This is a genomic window from Enterobacter sp. MALB-1 (assembly GCF_041021625.1).
Classification (GTDB): domain Bacteria; phylum Pseudomonadota; class Gammaproteobacteria; order Enterobacterales; family Enterobacteriaceae; genus Enterobacter; species Enterobacter oligotrophicus.
This window is the reverse complement of sequence record NZ_JBDPJL010000001.1, coordinates 1,141,885-1,161,771: the sequence shown is the minus strand read 5'-3', so window position 1 is coordinate 1,161,771 and position 19,887 is coordinate 1,141,885. Positions and strand designations below refer to the sequence as shown.

The following is a 19,887-nucleotide window of genomic DNA, read 5'->3' as shown; positions in this document are numbered from 1 at the left end:
GTCAAATTTTACGTAAGAAGGGCATTTTTCGGCTCTATTCCTGGCCGGTTATGTAATCACTAACGTTTTCACACAACCTCCTGAGCAAAAAGCGGACCTTATGCCTCAACTGCAAATGTATAATATTAATATAGATTAGGGCAATTCAGTTCGAAAATAACATAAACGTTTTATGTGGAAAAACAGCCCTTAAAAAAGGGCCGAGTATATTTAATTTTAGACTTGCTGGATATTGGAAAATATTTTTTCGTAATAATCGATAGTTGAAGTAGACATGTAGCAACGTGGAGATGAACGAAAATGAGAAAAAGCAATATTCTTATAAATAGAAAAGCTCTTTATATTCTGCTCAAATAATTGGCAGGAATTGTTTAATTGATGGATGGCTTCTAGTGCATAAGACTCATACGCATGCCCCTGGATTAAGTATCCCGGATGCGAGTAGAATTTTTTTTTAAGTAACTTATTGGTCTTTCTTGTTTGTGGCGTAAAACGCACACCAAATCCATCCCATATGCTCTTTAACCGTAAAAGACATTCAGAATCAACAATAAAAGAGCCATTCTTGTATTCAAATATGACTCCACACAACCCCTTGAATTTGAAAATTTGTTGACCATTAACTTTCGACAGGAGGTTAAACTTATGAATGAAGGCTATCTTTTTTTCTAATTTTTTCCAATCAATTATAAATACATCAACTATTGGGTTTTCCGCCAAAAGAGAGGTTAATACTTTCTTCAGTATTTTACTTGTCCAAAAATCATTTTCATAACTATATCCTAAGGTATAAAAAACGAAATCATCATTAAATAAACCATTTGATATCATTTCGTCATGGTCTCTATCCATGAAAATGATATGGGAATCTCTATCTGATAAGGTCGATAAGTTCTCCACCATGGATTGCAGGGCTGTTTTTCCTCCTTCAACTTTTATCTCATATTTCCCATCAAAGAAGTTAGATATAATTGAGTCATAATAGATATAGTCTGGAAGTTTAGTGATGTCTTTGCTGTCACCTTTACCTTCAATATGGAAAATGAAATTAACATCTCTGACCGTTGCTTCGGCAAATAATCCATTTGGTGTTCTTGAAATGAAATCATCTTCCATGTTCTATACCTTTAACGCAAAATCTCTTCTTCTCCCAATAACATCAGGAGAATGGGTTGCTAATAAAAACTGAGCTCTAGGATTGATAGTCAAAAGAGCATCAACTATTTTATCTTGCCACTTTACATGCAGTGATACTTCAGGTTCATCGGCAATATATAGAATTGGTTTATTTTCACTTAGATAAATCTGACCAAGTAAAATTATCATCTGCTTCTCGCCTGATGAAAGTTCATTCAAGATAATATGACCATTTTTAGTTTTCATTACCAAGTCATTTTGGTTTGACAGTATTATCTCTTTTTCTTTAGGAAAAAAGAGCTTGAATACTTCAAAGAATTCATTTTGGCTTCTAAAAATATCATCCTTTTTCTTTTTAAGGCTTTCGTAATCTGCGATTAATGAACTGGTCCTCCAAGCATTAAATATTATCCCTAGATCTGTCACTGAAAAATTATGCTCTTTCCTTTCAAAGCTAGACATAACGCCGCGTAATTTATGAAAATAATTTTCTAATCTTTTGTTGGTAACCCCCTCTTTTTGTGGAGACATAAAGTTAGATATTTCACGAAGGGAAGCCTCTTCTTTATCTAAGTTGGAGTAGTTATTATAAAATTTAAGCTCATCTTCTCCAGGAATCTCCAGTAACTTATTAAATATATCTCTTTGGAAGTTGCTAGCAATTTTGTTATAAATCTTTGACTGTCTGGAGAACCTATTGACGAGTTCATTTTTTATTATGTCTAGTTTATTATTTACTGGGTCGGACGGTGAGTCAGAAAAAGGATCGTGTTCATATTCTTTTCTCCCGGTTCGGGATAGTGGCAAAAAGTCAATCATTGAAAACTTAGAAATTATAGACTTCGCCTCATCTATCTTTTGGTCCATGGCGAAATTATACTCATCATCCTCTAGATTGAATGTAAATACATTGTCCTTGAAACTAATAAAAAAAATCACATTAGTCTTGCTTGTTTTTTCGACCCTAATCATTTCTCCTTCTGTAAATAGAATTGCTAATTCACTAAATGGCATCGCCAGCAACTGCCCAACATCAACAGAAAGTGCATTGCTAATAATATTTATTATTGTAGTTTTACCTGAACCGTTAACTCCTATTAAAAAGTTAATGGACTCATTTAATTCTAGGTGGACGTTTTTATAACCCCACATTTTCTCTATAAAAATAGTCTTTATTTTACTCATACGCTACACTCCTAATTTAAATATTAAAACTAAACCATAAATTAATTTCTTAACTTCCTTTTGAGTCTACAATCTATTGTAAAATCCAATTATAACCAACTTCCATATTCAATGTCACTATAACTATCTTCACTTTATGGCCTGTTTTAGAGTAGTATGCGCGTACTCTCTAATCTTTTCCCCGCAGACTGTTCTTTGTAGATGTTAGCGATGTCCTCTTTTGGCACTAAGCGGACGGCTAGGAGGAGCACGAAGGCCGTTATAAGCAAGGAGCGAACATAGTTTTCATCTCTACTATTTATAGTGACGCTGACTGGATGCAGGATGTCGCAGGAGGGATGCTTCGGGGCGTATTGAACGTCGCACCAGTTCCCCTCCGCAGTTCGGACACTGGCCATTAAGTCGTTGGGTCACGCAATCGACGCAAAATGTGCATTCGAATGAACAGATGTATGCCTCTTTTGATTCAGGTGGCAGATCTTTATCACAGCATTCGCAATTAGGACGAAGTTCAAGCATGGTACTCTCTTATTGTTAAAGGGACATCATAGATATACCAAAGGCCATCTACCTGTATCGCCTTCTGCGATAGATGACGTTATTGTTTTTCACGTGTATTAGATGAGCATGGTCTACAGTCTGGAAAATTCAAGAGAGTGAATTATCCGACAGAAACGCTCACTTCCGGAAACGAACGACAAGCCTATAGCGTCCACCAGAGCCTAAACTAGCACGGAAAATCCCGTTCCCAACAATCAAATTAAAAATCAAACAGATAAAAAAACTCCTTCCATATCAACATCATCGCCACTCTTTTTGCGCCTTCCCCTTCGCGCAAAAAATCAAAATATCCAACAAACTTAACCACCTCCCCCACCAATTACAAGGACGCCAGCCTTTTTTACGTCAATTGTCGTCCAATGAGAATTGCTGATAAGTATCACTTATGGCCCCCTGAATGGAACCCACTAAGAAGGCCCCAAAAACCGAGGGTCCCCTAATGGCAAAGCTCGCCACGAAACTCACTGACACCGAAATCAACTTGTTTGACGGTAATGGTTTGATTTTGCGAATCGCTCCCCTGGCACCACAGACGTTTCACTGATTGTCTGGTCAGTCTGCGTTACCCAGTCCCCTGCCAGGGTGACGCACACTGAAACTTCAGCACGCTGCTGCTGCAATTGCTCACCAGGCTTAAATCCGGAAGACTGGTTCCCCCCCTTTCCTGAAACCCACCTGCGATTTTTCCTATAACCGTTTCACTGTGCATTAAGTGCTTAATTATAGTTGCAATCATCAAATGATATTAGTAATTATTATCATTAGCATTTGCATTGGTGGTTTATCTGGCAAGGTATACAGAGGTATCAGGAAACAAACCGCTCCAGGCTTGTTGACCGGTCTCACACTCAACAAATGCGTCAGAACACCGCGGCGTGGCAGCACGACGCCGTTTGGGCTGTTCAACAGGACAACGGCGCGCAAGCGTTAATGGAAGTCGGGACACGGAATACCCGATTCACCAGCGTACGTCACGGAAAAGTCACCGACAGGACCGTCCGTAACGCTGGTGAAACTCAAAAATGGCGCAGCGTCTGTCAAAGCAGGCTTAACGAAATTAACGTCCTGCTGCTGGCATATGACTGCGTCGACTTCCTGATTTAGATCGTCAAGCGGAGAGGGATTTTCTCATGCGTATTTTGTTTGTAGGCCCGCCTCTCTATGGGCTGCTGTATCCTGTGCTGTCTCTGGCACAGGCGTTTCGCGTTAACGGCCATGAAGTGCTGATCGCCAGCGGAGGAAAATTCGCCCAAAAAGCGGCAGAGGCAGGGCTGGTGGTGTTCGACGCCGCACCCGGTTTTGATTCCGAAGCCGACTATCGCCGTCGCGAGGCACAGCGAAAAGAAAGTAACATCGGCACCAAAATGGGCAACTTCTCATTCTTTAGCGAAGAGATGGCCGACCACCTGGTAGAGTTTGCCGGACACTGGCGGCCCGATCTCATCATCTACCCTCCGCTCGGAGTCATCGGGCCGCTGATTGCGGCCAAATACGATATCCCGGTCGTGATGCAAACCGTCGGCTTCGGCCATACGCCCTGGCATATCAAAGGCGTAACGCGTTCGCTCGCGGACGCCTATCATCGCCACGGCGTCGGGGCCGCACCGCGCGATATGGCCTGGATCGACGTAACACCGCCGAGCATGAGCATTCTGGAAAACGACGGCGAACCCATTATTCCTATGCAGTACGTCCCGTACAACGGCGGCGCGGTGTGGGAACCGTGGTGGGAGAGGAAGCCCGATCGTAAACGTCTGCTGGTGAGTCTCGGCACCGTCAAACCGATGGTCGACGGCCTTGATCTGATCGCCTGGGTGATGGATTCCGCCAGTGAAGTCGATGCCGAGATCATCCTGCATCTTTCGGCCAATGCGCGGTCCGATCTACGCTCGCTGCCGTCAAATGTCCGCCTGGTCGACTGGATACCCATGGGTGCCTTCCTGAACGGCGCAGATGGCTTCATTCATCATGGCGGCGCAGGCAATACCCTGACGGCGCTACACGCCGGTATTCCACAGATCGTCTTCGGCCAGGGTGCCGATCGCCCGGTAAATGCCCGCGTTGTTGTCGAGCGCGGCTGCGGGATCATCCCCGGCGACGGCGGCCTGTCGAGCAACATGATCAATGCTTTCCTCGACAATCGCGCGCTTCGCGACGCCTCTGAAGAGGTAGCGGCGGAAATGGCGGCGCAACCCTGCCCGAGCGAAGTGGCGAAAAGCCTGATCGCGATGGTACAGAAAGGGTAGCCACCACGCCGTCATGACGATCATACGCCAGCACGCATCCAGGAGTCATACACCCGTAACAATGCGGGACCGGATCGCGCTGGCGCTTTTTTTTTTGCGGAGCGATCCGGCTCGGATCGTATTTTTTACAGACGGAGGAGGCTTAATGCCTGCGACTCACTCTCCCACACCTGCGCGGTCCTGGATAGTTCGCCTGGCACGCGTGTGCTGGGAACGTAAGAAACTTAGCATCATCGTGGTGGTAGCGTCGGTATCGACTATTCTGCTGGCCGCGCTGACGCCGCTGCTGACAAGGCAAGCGGTGAACGACGCGCTGGCGGGCAATCCGGCCCGCCTGCCGTGGCTGGCCTGCGGGCTACTGCTGATCGCCTTTTTTGATTTCATCGGTAACTACGTGCGCCGCGGTTATGCCGGGGAGCTCTCGCTCTGGGTACAGCACACCCTGCGAGGACGGGCATTCGACAGTATTCAGAAACTTGACGGCGCAGGCCAGGACGCGCTGCGCACCGGGCAGGTGATTTCCCGGACCAACAGCGATCTGCAGCAGGTGCATACCCTGCTGCAGATGTGTCCGGTGCCACTGGCAGTATTCACTTATTACATCGCCGGCATTGCCGTGATGCTGTGGATGTCACCCGCCATGACGCTCATCGTCGTGTGCGTACTGGCGTGCCTGGCGATCACTGCGCTGCGCGCGCGTCGTCGGGTCTTCGCGCAGACCGGTCTGGCCTCGGACCGCCTGGCGAATCTCACCGAACATATGCGCGAGGTGCTGGCGCAGATCTCCGTGGTGAAATCCTGCGTGGCGGAGCTGCGTGAAACGCGCTGGCTGGATCGCCAGTCGCGGCAGATGGTGCGTGTACGCATCGGCGCGGCCATCTCGCAGGCGATGCCAGGTGCCACCATGCTGGCGCTACCGGTGCTCGGGCAAATCGTTCTGCTGTGCTACGGCGGCTGGTCGGTCATGCACGGGCGGATCGATCTCGGAACCTTCGTGGCGTTTGCCAGCTTCCTCGCGATGCTGACCGGGCCAACCCGCGTACTGGCATCGTTTCTGGTTATCGCTCAGCGCACCCAGGCGTCCGTGGAGCGAGTGTTTGCTCTGATCGACACCCGTTCGCAGATGGAAGACGGGACGGAGGCGGTTAACGGTCAGGTTGTCGGGCTGGAACTGGAGAATATGAGCTTCGACTACCGTGGCGGCAGACGCATCCTCAGCGATGTCTCCTTTTCCCTGCGCGCCGGTGAAACCGTGGCGGTGGTGGGCGCATCGGGTTCCGGGAAATCGACGCTGCTGATGCTGCTGGCGCGTTTTTACGATCCCAGCGCCGGAGAGATATGGCTCAACACCAGCGCAGGCCGACAGAACCTCCGCGATCTCAGGCTGGAGGCGCTTCGTCGTCGGGTAGGCGTTGTGTTTGAAGATGCTTTTCTGTTTGCCGGTACGGTGGCGGAAAATATCGCCTATGGCCACCCTCAGGCAACGGCGGACGACATTCGCCGCGCGGCGACGGCAGCAGGAGCCAGCGATTTTATCAACGCCCTGCCGAAAGGCTTCGATACCCGGTTAACCGAACGCGGCACGAATCTTTCCGGCGGGCAGAGGCAGCGAATCGCGCTGGCGCGGGCGCTCATTACCGCGCCGGAAGTGTTGATCCTCGATGACACCACTTCGGCGGTCGATGCCGGTACTGAAGCGGAGATCAACACCGCGCTGAGTCGCTATGCTGACGAAGAGCATATGCTGCTGGTGATTGCCCGACGCCGTTCAACGCTTCAGTTAGCCAGCCGAATTGTGGTGCTGGATAAGGGCCGGGTGGTGGATACCGGAACCCAGGCAGAACTTGAAGCGCGCTGTCCGGCGTTCCGTGCGCTGATGACCGGCGACGGCGATTTCCTCGCGCCTTCCCACAGTGGACATAACGAATTGTGGCCAACCGTACCAGCGGCACAAGACGATGCGCCGGAGAAGGGAGATAAAGGCTTTGTCGCCCGTATGACCCGCGTGCCGGAAAAGGCAGTACAGCAGGCGCTGTCCGGTAAAGGCCGCAAAGTCACGTCGCTGCTGAAGCCCGTGGCGTGGATGTTCGTCATCGCCGCCCTGCTGATCGCACTCGATTCGGCGGCCGGCGTCGGGGTACTGATACTGCTGCAGCGCGGCATTGACTCCGGCGTCGCCGCAGGCGATATGTCGACTATCGGCCTCTGCGCCCTGCTCGCCCTGTGCCTGGTGGCCGTGAGCTGGTGCTGTTATTCGCTGCAGACGGTCTTCGCCGCCAGAGCGGCGGAGTCGGTCCAGCATACGGTGCGCTTGCGCAGCTTCGGCCATATGCTGCGTCTTGGCCTCCCCTGGCATGAAAAGCATGTCGATTCGCGTCTGACCCGCATGACCGTTGATGTGGACTCCCTCGCCCGCTTTCTGCAAAACGGCCTTGCCGGTGCGGCCACCAGTCTGGTGACGATGTTCGCTATCGCCGCCGCCATGTTCTGGCTCGACCCGCTCCTGGCGCTGACGGCATTAAGCGCGGTGCCAGTGGTCGCACTGGCAACCTGGATTTATCGCCGCCTCAGCTCCCCTGCTTATGCGCAGGCGCGGCTGGAAATAGGCAAAGTCAACAGCACCCTGCAGGAGAAAGTCTCCGGCTTGCGCGTCGTGCAATCGCATGGTCAGCAGGAACAGGAGGCCGCCCGGCTGCGTGCGTTATCGGATCGCTTCCGCGCGACCCGCGTGCGTGCGCAAAAATACCTTGCCGTCTATTTCCCGTTCCTGACCTTCTGCACCGAGGCCTCCTATGCCGCCGTTCTGCTGGTGGGTGCATCGCGGGTCGCCGGAGGTGAAATGACCGCCGGGGTGCTGGCGGCTTTCTTCCTGCTGCTGGGGCAATTCTACGGACCAGTTCAGCAGTTATCAGGGATTGTCGACGCCTGGCAACAGGCGACGGCCAGCGGCAAACATATCGATGAACTGCTGGCGACCGAAGGCACAGAGAACGTCGAGCCCTCTTCCGCACCGCCCGCCACCGGCGCGCTGCATCTTGATGAGGTCACGTTCAGTTATCCCGACAGTCCTGAACCGGCGCTGAACAAACTTACCCTGACGATCCCTGAGGGAACGGTCGTCGCGGTAGTCGGTCGCAGCGGTGCGGGTAAGTCAACGCTGATTAAGCTGATTGCCGGGTTGTATTCCCCCACCCACGGTAGGATCAGCATCGGCGATCGGATGATTGATGATGCTTCGCTTGCCGATTACCGTCGCCAGATTGGGCTGGTCGATCAGGATGTGGCGCTGTTTAGTGGTGATATTGCGGAAAACATTCGTTATTCACGGCCATCCAGCACCAATGACGACGTTGAGATTGCCTCACAGCGGGCAGGGCTGTATGAGACGGTGCGCAATCTGCCGCAGGGATTCCGGACACCGGTGAATAACGGCGGTGCCGATCTGTCCGCAGGTCAGCGCCAGCTGATTGCACTGGCTCGCGCGCAACTGGCGAATGCTCACATCCTGCTGCTCGACGAAGCTACGTCGCGTCTGGATCGCACATCAGAAGAGCGGTTGATGTCATCGTTAACAGACGTTGCGCACGCCGGGAAGCACTCGGCGCTGATTGTGGCGCACCGCCTGACCACCGCGCAGCGCTGCGATCTGATTGCCGTTATCGATAAGGGGCAGCTTGCGGAATACGGCACCCACGAACAGCTATTAGCTGCGGGCGGCCTCTATACCCGCTTATGGCATGACAGCGTCGGCAGTGCTGTTCCCCATCGCCAGCACGACATCACGGGGGAAATCGTGGGATAGTTATTGCGCACGTAAGACATTAAAAAACACGCTCTGAAGCGGCTGTTCCGGGAATAGCCGCTTTAGCTATTTATACTGACACCCTTAATTTTCAAAGAGAGTGAATGCTGAACATGCAACAACATCCCTCTGCTATCGCCAGGCTGCGCAGCCAGCTGGCAGCAGGCCACATTGCTAACCTTTCTGACTTCTGGCGCGACGCTGAGTCGCTGAATGTACCGCTGGTGACGCCGGTCGAAGGGGCGGAAGACGAGCGTGAAGTGACCTTTCTGTGGCGCGCCCGGCAGCCTCTGCAGGGCGTTTATCTGCGTCTGAATCGGGTGACGGATAAAGAGCACGTAGTAAAAGGGATGATGACCGCCCTTCCCGCGACGGATATCTGGACTCTGACGCTGCGTTTACCCGCAAGCTACTGCGGCTCCTATTCGCTGGTGGAAATCCCCCCCGGCACCCCGGCCGAGACGATTGCACAGTCCGGAGGCCGCTTTGCCACCCTCGCCGGGCAGGCCGATCCGCTAAACAAAACGCCGGGGATCAACGTTCGGGGAGGCGCACAGGAATCGGTGCTGGCGCTTGATAAAGCCCCCGCCCAGTCCGAATGGCGCGGCGGCTCACCCACCGGGCAATTGCTTACCTCCGCGCGCACTATCGCCGGGCAATCGCGCCGGGTTCGGCTCTATCTGCCGGACGTTGATGTTTCGCAGCCCCTCGGTCTGGTGGTGCTGCCCGATGGTGAAACCTGGTTCGATCACCTTGGCGTATGCGCGGCAATTGACGCCGCCATAAATAACGGACGCATCGTGCCCATGGCTGTACTGGGCATCGACAACATCGATGAACACGAGCGCACTGCGATACTCGGCGGGCGCAGCGAGCTGATAAAAGATATCGCCGGGCATTTGTTGCCGACGATTCGCGCCGAACAACCGCAGCGGCAGTGGGCAGACCGTTCGCGCACCGTGCTGGCGGGGCAGAGCCTCGGCGGGGTCAGCGCGCTAATGGCCGCTCGTCACGCACCGGAAACGTTCGGCCTGGCGCTCAGCCACTCCCCTTCAATGTGGTGGACGCCAGAAGGTGCCAGCCGACCAAACTTGTTCAGCGAAACCGATACGTCATGGGTGAGCGAACATCTGCTTTCGGCCCCGCCGCAGGGCGTGCGCATCCGCCTGTGCGTGGGATCGCTGGAAGGTTCGACGGTGCCGCACGTTCAGCAGCTTCATCAGCGGCTGCTTACCGCTGGCGTCGACAGCCATTGCGCAATTTATACCGGTGGTCACGATTACGCATGGTGGCGCGGCGCATTGATTGACGGGCTTGGTTTACTGCAGGGTTGACTTGACCCGCGAACACTTTCAGGCAACTGTATAGGCTTCCTGAATAAATAAAATGTCACCTGCGGAAAAGGAATTATCATCAGATGTATGCCCGCGAGTATCGCCCGACACGCCCGCGCAAGGCGCTTTTCTCTCTTCTTTCTGGTCTCACTCTTATCTGTAGCGCGCAAGGTTTTGCGAAGCCGGATATGCAGCCGCTGGGGCCGAATATCGCCGATAAAGGCTCCGCGTTTTACCATTTCAGCGTCAACCCGTTCGACTCCGCCGATGGCACCCGCCATTATCGGGTATGGACGGCCGTGCCGAATAAAGCCGCACCGGCATCGGGCTACCCGATTTTATATATGCTCGACGGCAACGCAGTTATGGACCGCCTGAATGACGAACTGCTCAAACAGCTGGCAGAAAAATCACCGCCGGTGATCGTGGCTATCGGGTATCAGACCAACCTCCCCTTCGATCTCAACGGCAGGGCCTACGACTATACGCCGGCAGCAGAAAGCGGCAAAACTGATACCCGCAACGGGCGTTTTAGCCGTAAGAGTGGTGGCAGCAACGACTTCCGCCAGTTACTGGAAACGCGTATTGCGCCAAAAGTGGAACAGGGATTGAATATCGATCGGCAGCGCCGCGGCCTGTGGGGGCACTCCTACGGCGGCCTGTTCGTGCTGGATTCCTGGCTGTCCTCCTCTTACTTCCGGACGTACTACAGCGCCAGCCCGTCGTTGGGCAGAGGCAATGATGCTCTGCTAAGCCGCATCACGGCGGTTGAGCCGTCGCAATACTGCGCTAAGCGCCTGGCGATAATGGAAGGTTCGGCGACGCCGGGCGATAACCGGGAAACGCATGCTGCCGGGGTGCTGACGAAAATTCATGCCACCCTCGCCACGCTGGAAGATAAAGGCGTCAATGCCGCCTTTTGGGATTTCCCGAACCTGGGACACGGGCCGATGTTCAACGCCTCCTTCCGCGGAGCGCTGTTAGATATCAGTGGTGAAAACGCAGGTAACACAGCAGGCTGTCATTAATTAAGCCGCTAAACACTGCCCGCCTTTACGCGGGCAGTACACCTGTAATACTACGATCAGAATGACGCGGTAACACCGGCATAATAAGCCCGGCCAGGCTCGTTATAGGTATTCGCCCCTTCGGAAGATCGGTAGATCTGTTTATCGAAGATATTGCTAACACCGACGTTAAGACGCAGATTTTTATTAATATCGTAATTGAAGTTCGTCCCCACCAGCGAATAAGCTCCCAGCTCTTTACCTGACAGACCGCCAGTATCTTCACTGCGAGTTTCCGCATGGGTACGCGGTTTTTGTCTGCCGTATAACGTCCAGTTGACGCTGGCGGAGAACGCCTGGGTGATGGTCCAGTCAAGCGAGTTATTAATGGTATATTTCGGGATGACCGACAGCGGGTTACCGGTGTCCTTTTGCTCCGAGGTGATCATCCAGGTGGCATTGGTATTCCAGTTCAGACGATCTTTCACCAGCGGGAACGCCATGCTGGCTTCGATACCGTCCACCAGCGCTTTCCCGCCATTCTGCCACTGGAGAATATATGCGCCTGAAGCGGTTTGCCCGATAACGTTATCCCCGGCCACGATCTTATTCTGGTAGTCATTGCGGAAGTAGGTCACGCTGGCGTGGTAATCTTCCCAGGCGAACTCCAGCCCAATTTCTTTATTGATGCTGATTTCCGGATCGAGATCTTTATTACCGATCAGGTAGCAGCCGCCCGATGTAATATCTTTTGGACAACCGTTGCCTTTCGAGTAGAGCAGATAACCTTCGCTGGATTGATACAAGTTTGGTGCTTTAAAGGTTCGGGCAATCCCCGCTTTGACTTTGAAGTAATCGCCCAATTCCTGCGAGAGGTTCAGGCTGGGGCTGAAGTTACCGCCGGACTCGTTGAGATAATCAAAGCGCAGGCCTGGAATGATATTCGTGCCGGGAACCGGCTCAATATTATCTTCAATATACAGCGCACTGATTTGGGAATGGTTTTTACTGCTGCGATCCGCAGCCGAGCCAGAAATGCCGCCGATATCACTGTCATCCACCGTCAGGCTGGTAGAGGAAGGATCGTCGAGTTCATCGCGGCTCCACTCCGCCCCCACGGTCAGCGTTTGATCGACCAGCGCATTCAGCGGAATATTAAGCTCGCCGCTGGTTCGCCAGGAGCTCAGGCGATTGGTCGTGAACTTTTCATCCGCCGAAATACGCCCTTCACCGCCGCCGGATAATCCTTCATTCATGCGGGTGTTATTGGTTTTCTCGTAATAGACACCAAAACGGCTTTGTCCCCAGTCCCATATACCATTATGCGTAATGCCATAATTCTGCCGGTACAGGCGGTTCGTCTCTTCGCCGGATTTCGCCAGGCTTTCAGTGACGGCACTGGAAGAACTGTTTTGCGTATCGCCCGCATAGATATTCCCCTGACGGCTATATCCGGCTTCAAAATCGAGAATTTGCTGCGGGTTTAATTTCCACGAGACAACGCCGTTAATATCTTTGTTGCGCACCCCTTCATGCCCGGCCGCGTTTTTCGTACCGGCCGAGGAGTTAATATCCCAGCTGTCGGCATCGGTTTTATTCAGGTTTCCGTACAGGCGCATGGTCAGCGCATCACCAGCCAGCGGCCCGCTAAGGCTGAAGTTGGCGCGACGCGTAGCGCCTTCATCGCTGCTTTCCGGCTGGTTGGTGTATAACGACAGCGAACCGTGCCAGTCGTTGGAGGGGCGTTTGGTAATGATGTTCACCACCCCGCCCGCTGCGCCCGAACCGTAGCGCGCCGCCGCAGGGCCGCGGATCACTTCGATACGCTCAACCTGTTCAGGTGGCACCCAGTTGGTGTCGCCGCGGGTATCACGCTCTCCACGCCAGCTATAACGCACGGAGTTGCGCGACGTCACCGGTACACCATCAATTAAAATTAAGGTGTTTTCCGGCCCCATACCGCGAATGTCGATCTGGCGGTTATTACCGCGTGTGCCCGAGGCGCTATTGCCGGTCAGATTGACACCAGGCATTTTGCGAATAATATCGGAGAGGTCGTTGACCGGAGGGTTCTTTTTAATATCTTCGCTAGTAATAATCGACACGCCCGGCTGCTGTTTGAGTACCTGCTCAGCGGTGGCTTCCACCACCAGGGTCTCGTCGTTATCGTCGGAGGATTTGGCTACTGATACTTGACTATTCAACCCTACCAGGAGCGCAGTTAGCGGCCAGAGGATCTTGTTAATTCTCATACCCATTCCCTAATAAATGCCTAACTTAAAAGTGGTTGATCGTTAAGCTCACATCCTTGCCAGATATTTTTTACTGTCATTATTGTTTTATTATAAGAATGATAATTAATATCATTTAACGAGAGGTAAGGCAATCCTTAACAACACGGGCATGAGGCAATGAGATATTATATTCATAACGGCAACGTTGAGGCTGAACATGAGCGGAGCAGCGTTACACACAGCAATCATTGTGGATGATCACCCTCTCGCGCGTCTGGCGATTCGTGGCGTGCTGGAGAAAGAGCGCATCACCGTTATCAATGAATTTGAAGACGGGACGGCTGCGTTAAACGCGCTGGCAAGGACGACAGCGGACATTGTGGTCGTCGATGTCGAGATCCCCGGCGTGAATGGGGTTGAACTGGTCGAAAAGCTCAGGGCGCGGCACTTCACCGGTGTAGTGATCGTCGTGTCAGCCAAAAACGATCGTTATTACAGTAAACGGTGTGCCCAGGCGGGTGCTAACGCGTTTATCAGCAAAAAACAGGATCTGGACAATATTCTTGCAGCGCTTAACGCGGCGCAAAAGGGCTACAGCTATTTCCCTTTCTTCCCGCAAGAACCGTCTGTGACGCTCACGGATGCGCAACGGCTGGAGTCGCTTTCAGCGCAAGAGATGAAGGTCATGAGTTATATGCTTAGCGGCCTTGATAATGCCCGGATTGGCGATGCAATGCATATCAGCAGTAAAACGGTCAGTACCTATAAAACACGTTTAATGGAAAAGTTAGGCTGCAAATCATTAATCGAATTGCTCTCATTTGCCCATCAAAATAAGCTGACCTGAAAATGAACAAATGGCTCGCTGTCGTGCTCATCATGTTATCCGTTGCCTGGCGAGTCGTTTATGCGCAGGATGAGTCCCCCGTTGAGCTGGAACTGTCGGGCTACAATTACACCACGCCGGTCACCGTTTATCTGAGTGACGATGACAGGCGTTGGTTAAAGCAGAAAAAAACGCTTAAGGTGGCGGTTTATCAACCCGCGCAGCCTCCTCTCGTTCAGACCACGCTCACGGGGCGTTACCGTGGGATGAATGCCGATTATCTTGCGCTGATCCAGCATTCGCTCAATATCCGCGTCAGCGTGACGGCCTGGCCGAATAAAGCGTCGGCAATTAACGCCCTGAAAACGGGCAAGGCCGATATGGTGTTGACCGGGCTGGATTCTCTGCCTTTAGCTGAAGCAGGGATTCAGGCCTCGCAGCCGCTGGTGCATTCATGGCCCAATCTGGTGACGTCGCTGGCGAACGTGATGGCTCCCTTGCAGAGCACACAACCGACCCGCGTCGCAATTGTGGATCACTACCCTGATAACGATTTTATCCGCCAGTCATTTCCGAATGCGGAGATCGCAAATTACTCCAGCTATCAGGAAGCGTTAAGCTCCGTCGCTCACGGCCAAAACGTCTGGTTCATTGGCGATTCGCTGACCACCAGCACCTGGCTGTCTCAGGAATTTAGTCTGGCGCTGGCAACGGTGAAATACTGGCCTGAGCCGCAGAAAAAAAGCGCATTTTTATTTTTACCAACGCAGGAACGCCTGCGAACCATTGTGAATAACACGCTCAGTGCGATCGATGAAAATATTCACGGGCAAATTGCCCAGTCAATGATCGACAAAGGCAATCTCTCCTTTCTGTTAGAACCGCTGAACCTGACCCAGCGAGAAAAACAGTGGCTGCATACTCACAAAACGCTCCGCGTCATTGTTAATCCGTGGTTTGCGCCGTACACGATGGTCGACAGTAACCGGGAAATGCGCGGTGTGGCAGGAGATATTCTTAACCTGATCGGCCTGCAAACCGGCATGCGGTTTGAAACCATTATCGTGAAATCGAATGAAGAGATGGTTTCAGAGATGAAGAAAGGCAACTGGCATATTGTGCAGGCCGCAACCTACGATTTAAGTCGCGAAAACTATCTCTCCTTTACCCATCCCTTTATTACCACCCGATTTGTCACGGTAGTCAGAAAAGAGAATGCACAGGAGAGCGCCCTGCGATCGGGGATGCATGTGGCGATCGGCTCCGATCACGTTTTACTGGCGAAACTTAAAGCCCGCTACCCAGGCATCCGCTGGAAAGAGGTGGAGAACTCCAGCGTTGCGCTAAATCTCGTGGCGACGGCGAAAGTCGATGCCGCCATTACCAATCAACTGACCGCCCGCTATATGAGTGAGCATTATTATCCCGATCGGCTCAGCTGGTTTCCTGTTGCGGGTGAAGATCCCGCCGCAATCAGTTTTGCGGTTCCCCGTTCCGAGCCGGAGCTTCGGCAGATCCTGGACAAAGCGCTTGACGATATTCCGCAAAAAGAGATTTTCCAGATCGTCAGCAAATGGATACGCCTGCCAGATGTCAAAATCGACACCTGGGAGTTGTACAACCGGCCGTTCTATTGGGTAACGATACTCGCGACTCTGCTGGTGGTGAGCAGCCTGCTGTGGGCCGTTTATCTTGCGCGGGAAGTTCGTCAAAAAAAACGTTCTCAACGTTTACTGGAAGCAGAACGGAACAAAGCGCAACAGGCCAATCAAGAGAAGCGGGAATTTCTCTCGCATATGAGCCATGAAATCCGTACCCCGGTCAGCGCGATTATGGGTTTTCTGGAGCTTCTGCAGTTGTCTCCCGCACGCTTCACGCCTGAGGATAAAGCCTCCATTGACCAGGCTGCTCAGGCATCTCGCTCGCTGTTAAAGCTCATTGGCGAAATCCTCGATCTGGAAAAGATTGAATCGGGGCTGATAGACGTGGTGCCGCAGTGGGTAAATATTGATGCGCTGGTGACAGAAAAAATGTCGCTGTTTAGCGCCCTGGCTGCGCAAAAAGGGATCGACCTGCGTTATGACTCGCAGCTGGAACCGAAAGAAGCGATGCGGCTGGACCCGCAGTTGCTGGGACAGGTGCTCACCAATCTCATTGGCAATGCAGTGAAATTTACTCAGCAGGGTTACGTCCGGGTCTCGGCGACAAAGCATAACGATACGCTGCTCCTGTCGGTAAGTGACTCCGGTCCCGGCATCAGCACCGAAGAGCAGCGTCGCCTGTTCACCGCTTTCAGTCAGGGAAAAACGGGACAACAGCATCGCGGTTCAGGTCTGGGTTTAGCGATTAGCCGGGCGTTGATGACGCAGATGGGGGGAACGGTCGCACTGCAAAGCGAGGTTAATCACGGAACCACCCTGACGTTAACCCTGCCCGTGCAAACGTCGCCGGAGGCCATTGTGGCCCCCGTGGACGTGCCTCCGCCACCGGTTATTCAGGGTGCGTTGCGCGTCGCGATCGCAGACGATCACCCTTCCAGCCGGTTGCTACTGAAACGTCAGCTCGCGACGCTGGGGATTATCGCCGATGAAGCCGAAAATGGCGAAGAGGCCTTACAGCTCGTCCGGCAAGGCCGCTACGATTTGCTCATCACCGACCTCAATATGCCCGTCATGGATGGCATTGAGCTTACCCGCCAGGTGCGAAAAGTGGATAACACCCTCCCCATCTGGGGGCTGACCGCAACCGCACAGGAGCACGAGCGCGAGCGCTGCCTTGCGGCGGGCATGAATGCCTGTCTTTTCAAACCCGTGACCTTATCGCAAATTTCTCACTTACTCTCCGGCGTGGCAGAAACAGGCGATATGATGTTTGATATTGAAAGGCTTGGCCTGTTAGCACAAGGGAATCGGGCGCTTATGCTCTCAGCCTTACAAGATGCGCAGCAGGAAAACCGGCGAGATTTAGCCGCCGCCCGGCAAGCGGCACGTGCTGAAGATTATTTGACGGTGAAACACCACATTCATCGCATTAACGGAACGGCACAACTGCTGGGGATCGTAACGTTAATGGCGATAGCACAGTCGCTGGAAGATAAGTTACCTGACGCTATTTCAGATGCAGAACTTACCGTAGAACTTAATCATATTGAAATTTTACTTGATGAACTGGACCAGGCCATCGAAAAATTCATTCCATAATATTTTTCCTACACCTGTAGGCGCACCCTGACAAAAAAATAAGCCACCGCCGATGTTGCTTCTCTGTTAACCAGGTAAAATTAGCCTTGTTGAGACGCAATATATTTCGTTAATAATACCTGGAATACTTCCTAAGAAAATTCCATTTTTGTCGTTGCTCCAGGTTTTAGCTATCAAACACATCAAGATCATTAAGGCGCACCTATCCATTGCGCCAGTTTTATATTTTGTTTTTATGGTTAAATTGTGGTTTTTTGTTTCAACAAACACCGCCACAAATGGCTTATTACTCCAGACAAAATCAAAAAATAGTAGAAACGATCGTTTTTATAATCGCTTTCGGAAACCATTACTTTTGTGATGTCATCTGAATTTATTTTCTGTAAATTTTATAGCGAAACATGAGGTGAATTTCTGCCACTCAATAACCAAAGAGGACATGCCGAAAAGGGAATTTTTATGGATTTATCAAACTCCGTTTTTTCTGATGATTACTTTTTTATCGTTGGCATCAGTGCGTTGTTAACGCCGGAGTTGATTGATGAGAATTATTACATCGTGGACGTTGAGTCAACGAGCCTTGAAAAGATTAAAGAATATCTGTTTTCTGACCGGAAAATCATCGCATTTATAACCAGCGATCTTGATTATTATGCGTTAAAAGATCTGCAGGATATTGTTTTTATTGACAGGCGCAGCCAGCTAAATGCAATTTTGTCGTGCTTATTTGTCAATAACTCCCGTTATTCATACCGGGTAAAATATGCCCTTTCGTTGCGGGAAAGTGAAGTGCTTTCCTGCATGCAAGAAGGGCTGAATGCAGATGAGATTGGTAAACGACTGGGCATGACAGTCAAAACATTTTATGCCCACCGCCGCAGTCTGGTTTTCAAACTCCAGGCCGGGAACCGTATCTCGCTGTATCGTAATATCGCGCGCGTGGAGAATTACAAATCAGAAACCTGCGAAACCGATCTGTCGTAATCAGACAAGATCATTCGCCAGGCAATTATTTCACTGGAGGTGATTAGCACATTACATATTAACACGATAAGCAACTGTATTTTATTTCCTGAATATTCATTTAATTTACTGGATTTTATATGAAAAAGATTTCACTGATTTCTGCAATTTTATCTCTGTCTGCGTTACAGGCCGCAAATGCAGCCGACGGCGTGATTAACTTTACCGGAAATATTACCGGCACAGCCTGTGTGGTTGACACCACGGCTATTGCACAACCCGTCGAGTTGGGAACCGTTTCTGCTACGGCATTCTCAGGCGGTAACGGCGCAACAGCGGCATCAAAGCGTTTTAACATTCTGCTGAAATCCTGCCCGGAAAGTATTTCCAGCGCCAGCGTTCGTTTTGATGGCATCACTCATGCTGCTAACCCGTCAATTCTGGCACTGAATAATGGCCAGACCGCGACGAACGTCGGCGTGGCAATTTATGAGCAGGATAACTCAACGCTCATCCCGGTTGGCTCTGCATCTTCCAGCATAACGCTGCAGGAAGATGTTGATAATACGCTGACTTACTTTGCCAAATACATGGCAACCGGCGCTGTTGGCGCAGGTACGGCAAACTCTTCAACCGCGTTTACCGTTACCTACCAGTAAAAGCAGGGCCCATCGTGGCCCTGAGTCATTCAATCAGGATCTCTTCATGTTACAGAAAGTATTTAAAAACGTTGCCGTTGCTCTTTTATTTATCTCTCCGGCGGCAATCAGTGGTGTAGAAATAGGCGGCACCCGCCTTATTTATAACGGTGCCGCTAAACAAGCATCGATAAGCGTTAACAACCCAGATAACAAGCCGTATTTGATTCAGTCCTGGGTGAATAAAGACGAAAATGGGGATGACAGTGACAATGCGTTTATCACTACCCCACCCTTATTTAAATTAAATCCGCATGCGCAAAACTCAGTACGCATTATGCTGGCTGAAAATACGTTACCCACTGACAGGGAAAGTATTTACTGGTTAAACATCAAAGCGATTCCGTCGTCATCACCGGACGCTAAAAATGAATTATTAATTGCCGTAAAAAGCAAAATGAAGGTGTTTTATCGCCCCGCAGGGTTAAAAGGCAATCCTTCTCTGGCGTATCAGCAGTTAACGTTTTCGCGTGAAGGTGGAAAATTACATATTCATAACCCATCACCTTATAGCGTGTCGCTTTATGACATCAAGGTGAATGGAAAAGAACTAGCAAAACCTCCAATGGTTTTACCATTTCAAACGGTATCGCTACCTCAGTCGGCGGTAACGGGTGGTGAAGTATCATGGCGTGCGATTAATGACTTCGGAGGCATTACGGCTGAACATAAATTTAAAATGTAGGTTAATACG

General features: G+C 51.3%; 14 protein-coding genes and 1 pseudogene. 11 read left to right on the top strand and 4 right to left on the bottom strand.

The window, feature by feature from the left end:
- Nucleotides 1-216: 216 nt before the first annotated feature.
- The 3 genes from ABGB15_RS05580 to ABGB15_RS05570 all read right to left on the bottom strand — a co-directional run bounded on the left by ABGB15_RS05580 (nt 217) and on the right by ABGB15_RS05570 (nt 2,841).
- Nucleotides 217-1,116: a DUF4435 domain-containing protein gene (locus tag ABGB15_RS05580; protein WP_215722666.1), complete on the bottom strand. Its 900-nt coding sequence runs from the start codon at nt 1,114-1,116 to the stop codon at nt 217-219.
- A gap of 3 nt (nt 1,117-1,119) precedes the next feature.
- Nucleotides 1,120-2,322 carry an AAA family ATPase gene (locus ABGB15_RS05575; RefSeq protein WP_215722665.1) on the bottom strand — a complete coding sequence of 401 codons (1,203 nt, stop codon included), beginning with the start codon at nt 2,320-2,322 and terminating at the stop codon, nt 1,120-1,122.
- 294 nt (nt 2,323-2,616) lie between these two features.
- Nucleotides 2,617-2,841 (bottom strand): DUF1272 domain-containing protein, encoded by a 225-nt coding sequence (locus tag ABGB15_RS05570; protein WP_215722664.1) that lies wholly within the window; start codon nt 2,839-2,841, stop codon nt 2,617-2,619.
- A gap of 481 nt (nt 2,842-3,322) precedes the next feature.
- Here ABGB15_RS05570 and ABGB15_RS05565 point away from each other — a divergent pair.
- The 6 genes and pseudogenes from ABGB15_RS05565 to ABGB15_RS05540 form a co-directional block, all read left to right on the top strand.
- Nucleotides 3,323-3,409: pseudogene (locus ABGB15_RS05565) on the top strand (integrase); the annotation flags it as partial.
- A gap of 329 nt (nt 3,410-3,738) precedes the next feature.
- A complete protein-coding gene (locus ABGB15_RS05560; protein WP_215722663.1) occupies nt 3,739-3,987 on the top strand; it encodes a hypothetical protein in 249 nt (82 codons plus the stop codon).
- Between the two features lie 26 nt (nt 3,988-4,013).
- On the top strand, nt 4,014-5,129 hold the full coding sequence (gene iroB, locus ABGB15_RS05555) for a salmochelin biosynthesis C-glycosyltransferase IroB (protein ID WP_215722662.1): 1,116 nt from the start codon (nt 4,014-4,016) through the stop codon (nt 5,127-5,129).
- Nucleotides 5,130-5,274: 145 nt separating this feature from the next.
- Entirely contained in the window at nt 5,275-8,931 is a 3,657-nt protein-coding gene (gene iroC, locus ABGB15_RS05550) for a salmochelin/enterobactin export ABC transporter IroC (RefSeq protein WP_215722661.1), read from the top strand.
- A gap of 104 nt (nt 8,932-9,035) precedes the next feature.
- Complete coding sequence (locus tag ABGB15_RS05545) at nt 9,036-10,265, top strand: esterase family protein (RefSeq protein ID WP_215722660.1); 1,230 nt, start codon at nt 9,036-9,038, stop codon at nt 10,263-10,265.
- 83 nt (nt 10,266-10,348) lie between these two features.
- Nucleotides 10,349-11,293, top strand: coding sequence for an alpha/beta hydrolase (locus ABGB15_RS05540; RefSeq protein WP_152081949.1), 945 nt, complete (start codon nt 10,349-10,351; stop codon nt 11,291-11,293).
- A 56-nt stretch (nt 11,294-11,349) separates the two neighbouring features.
- On the opposite strand, the gene iroN is transcribed toward ABGB15_RS05540, so the two are convergent.
- Nucleotides 11,350-13,524 carry a siderophore salmochelin receptor IroN gene (iroN, locus tag ABGB15_RS05535; protein ID WP_215722659.1) on the bottom strand — a complete coding sequence of 725 codons (2,175 nt, stop codon included), beginning with the start codon at nt 13,522-13,524 and terminating at the stop codon, nt 11,350-11,352.
- 199 nt (nt 13,525-13,723) lie between these two features.
- On the opposite strand from iroN, the gene evgA reads away from it, so the two are divergent.
- The 5 genes from evgA to ABGB15_RS05510 all read left to right on the top strand — a co-directional run bounded on the left by evgA (nt 13,724) and on the right by ABGB15_RS05510 (nt 19,878).
- On the top strand, nt 13,724-14,353 hold the full coding sequence (gene evgA / locus ABGB15_RS05530) for an acid-sensing system DNA-binding response regulator EvgA (protein ID WP_215722658.1): 630 nt from the start codon (nt 13,724-13,726) through the stop codon (nt 14,351-14,353).
- 2 nt (nt 14,354-14,355) lie between these two features.
- Complete coding sequence (locus ABGB15_RS05525) at nt 14,356-17,532, top strand: transporter substrate-binding domain-containing protein (RefSeq protein WP_215722657.1); 3,177 nt, start codon at nt 14,356-14,358, stop codon at nt 17,530-17,532.
- Between the two features lie 459 nt (nt 17,533-17,991).
- Entirely contained in the window at nt 17,992-18,516 is a 525-nt protein-coding gene (locus tag ABGB15_RS05520) for a LuxR C-terminal-related transcriptional regulator (RefSeq protein WP_152081953.1), read from the top strand.
- 119 nt (nt 18,517-18,635) lie between these two features.
- Entirely contained in the window at nt 18,636-19,154 is a 519-nt protein-coding gene (locus tag ABGB15_RS05515; RefSeq protein WP_152081954.1) for a fimbrial protein, read from the top strand.
- A 46-nt stretch (nt 19,155-19,200) separates the two neighbouring features.
- Nucleotides 19,201-19,878, top strand: a complete 678-nt coding sequence (locus ABGB15_RS05510; protein ID WP_152081955.1) for a molecular chaperone — start codon at nt 19,201-19,203, stop codon at nt 19,876-19,878.
- The last annotated feature ends 9 nt before the right edge of the window (nt 19,879-19,887 follow it).

Coding starts and splice junctions, on each gene's coding strand:
- ABGB15_RS05580 (WP_215722666.1), bottom strand. CDS start 1,116: ATGGAAGATGATTTCATTTCAAGAACACCAAATGGATTATTTGCCGAA.
- ABGB15_RS05575 (WP_215722665.1), bottom strand. CDS start 2,322: ATGAGTAAAATAAAGACTATTTTTATAGAGAAAATGTGGGGTTATAAA.
- ABGB15_RS05525 (WP_215722657.1), top strand. CDS start 14,356: ATGAACAAATGGCTCGCTGTCGTGCTCATCATGTTATCCGTTGCCTGG.
- ABGB15_RS05540 (WP_152081949.1), top strand. CDS start 10,349: ATGTATGCCCGCGAGTATCGCCCGACACGCCCGCGCAAGGCGCTTTTC.
- ABGB15_RS05520 (WP_152081953.1), top strand. CDS start 17,992: ATGGATTTATCAAACTCCGTTTTTTCTGATGATTACTTTTTTATCGTT.
- iroN (WP_215722659.1), bottom strand. CDS start 13,524: ATGAGAATTAACAAGATCCTCTGGCCGCTAACTGCGCTCCTGGTAGGG.
- ABGB15_RS05515 (WP_152081954.1), top strand. CDS start 18,636: ATGAAAAAGATTTCACTGATTTCTGCAATTTTATCTCTGTCTGCGTTA.
- ABGB15_RS05545 (WP_215722660.1), top strand. CDS start 9,036: ATGCTGAACATGCAACAACATCCCTCTGCTATCGCCAGGCTGCGCAGC.
- evgA (WP_215722658.1), top strand. CDS start 13,724: ATGAGCGGAGCAGCGTTACACACAGCAATCATTGTGGATGATCACCCT.
- ABGB15_RS05560 (WP_215722663.1), top strand. CDS start 3,739: ATGCGTCAGAACACCGCGGCGTGGCAGCACGACGCCGTTTGGGCTGTT.
- iroC (WP_215722661.1), top strand. CDS start 5,275: ATGCCTGCGACTCACTCTCCCACACCTGCGCGGTCCTGGATAGTTCGC.
- ABGB15_RS05570 (WP_215722664.1), bottom strand. CDS start 2,841: ATGCTTGAACTTCGTCCTAATTGCGAATGCTGTGATAAAGATCTGCCA.
- iroB (WP_215722662.1), top strand. CDS start 4,014: ATGCGTATTTTGTTTGTAGGCCCGCCTCTCTATGGGCTGCTGTATCCT.
- ABGB15_RS05510 (WP_152081955.1), top strand. CDS start 19,201: ATGTTACAGAAAGTATTTAAAAACGTTGCCGTTGCTCTTTTATTTATC.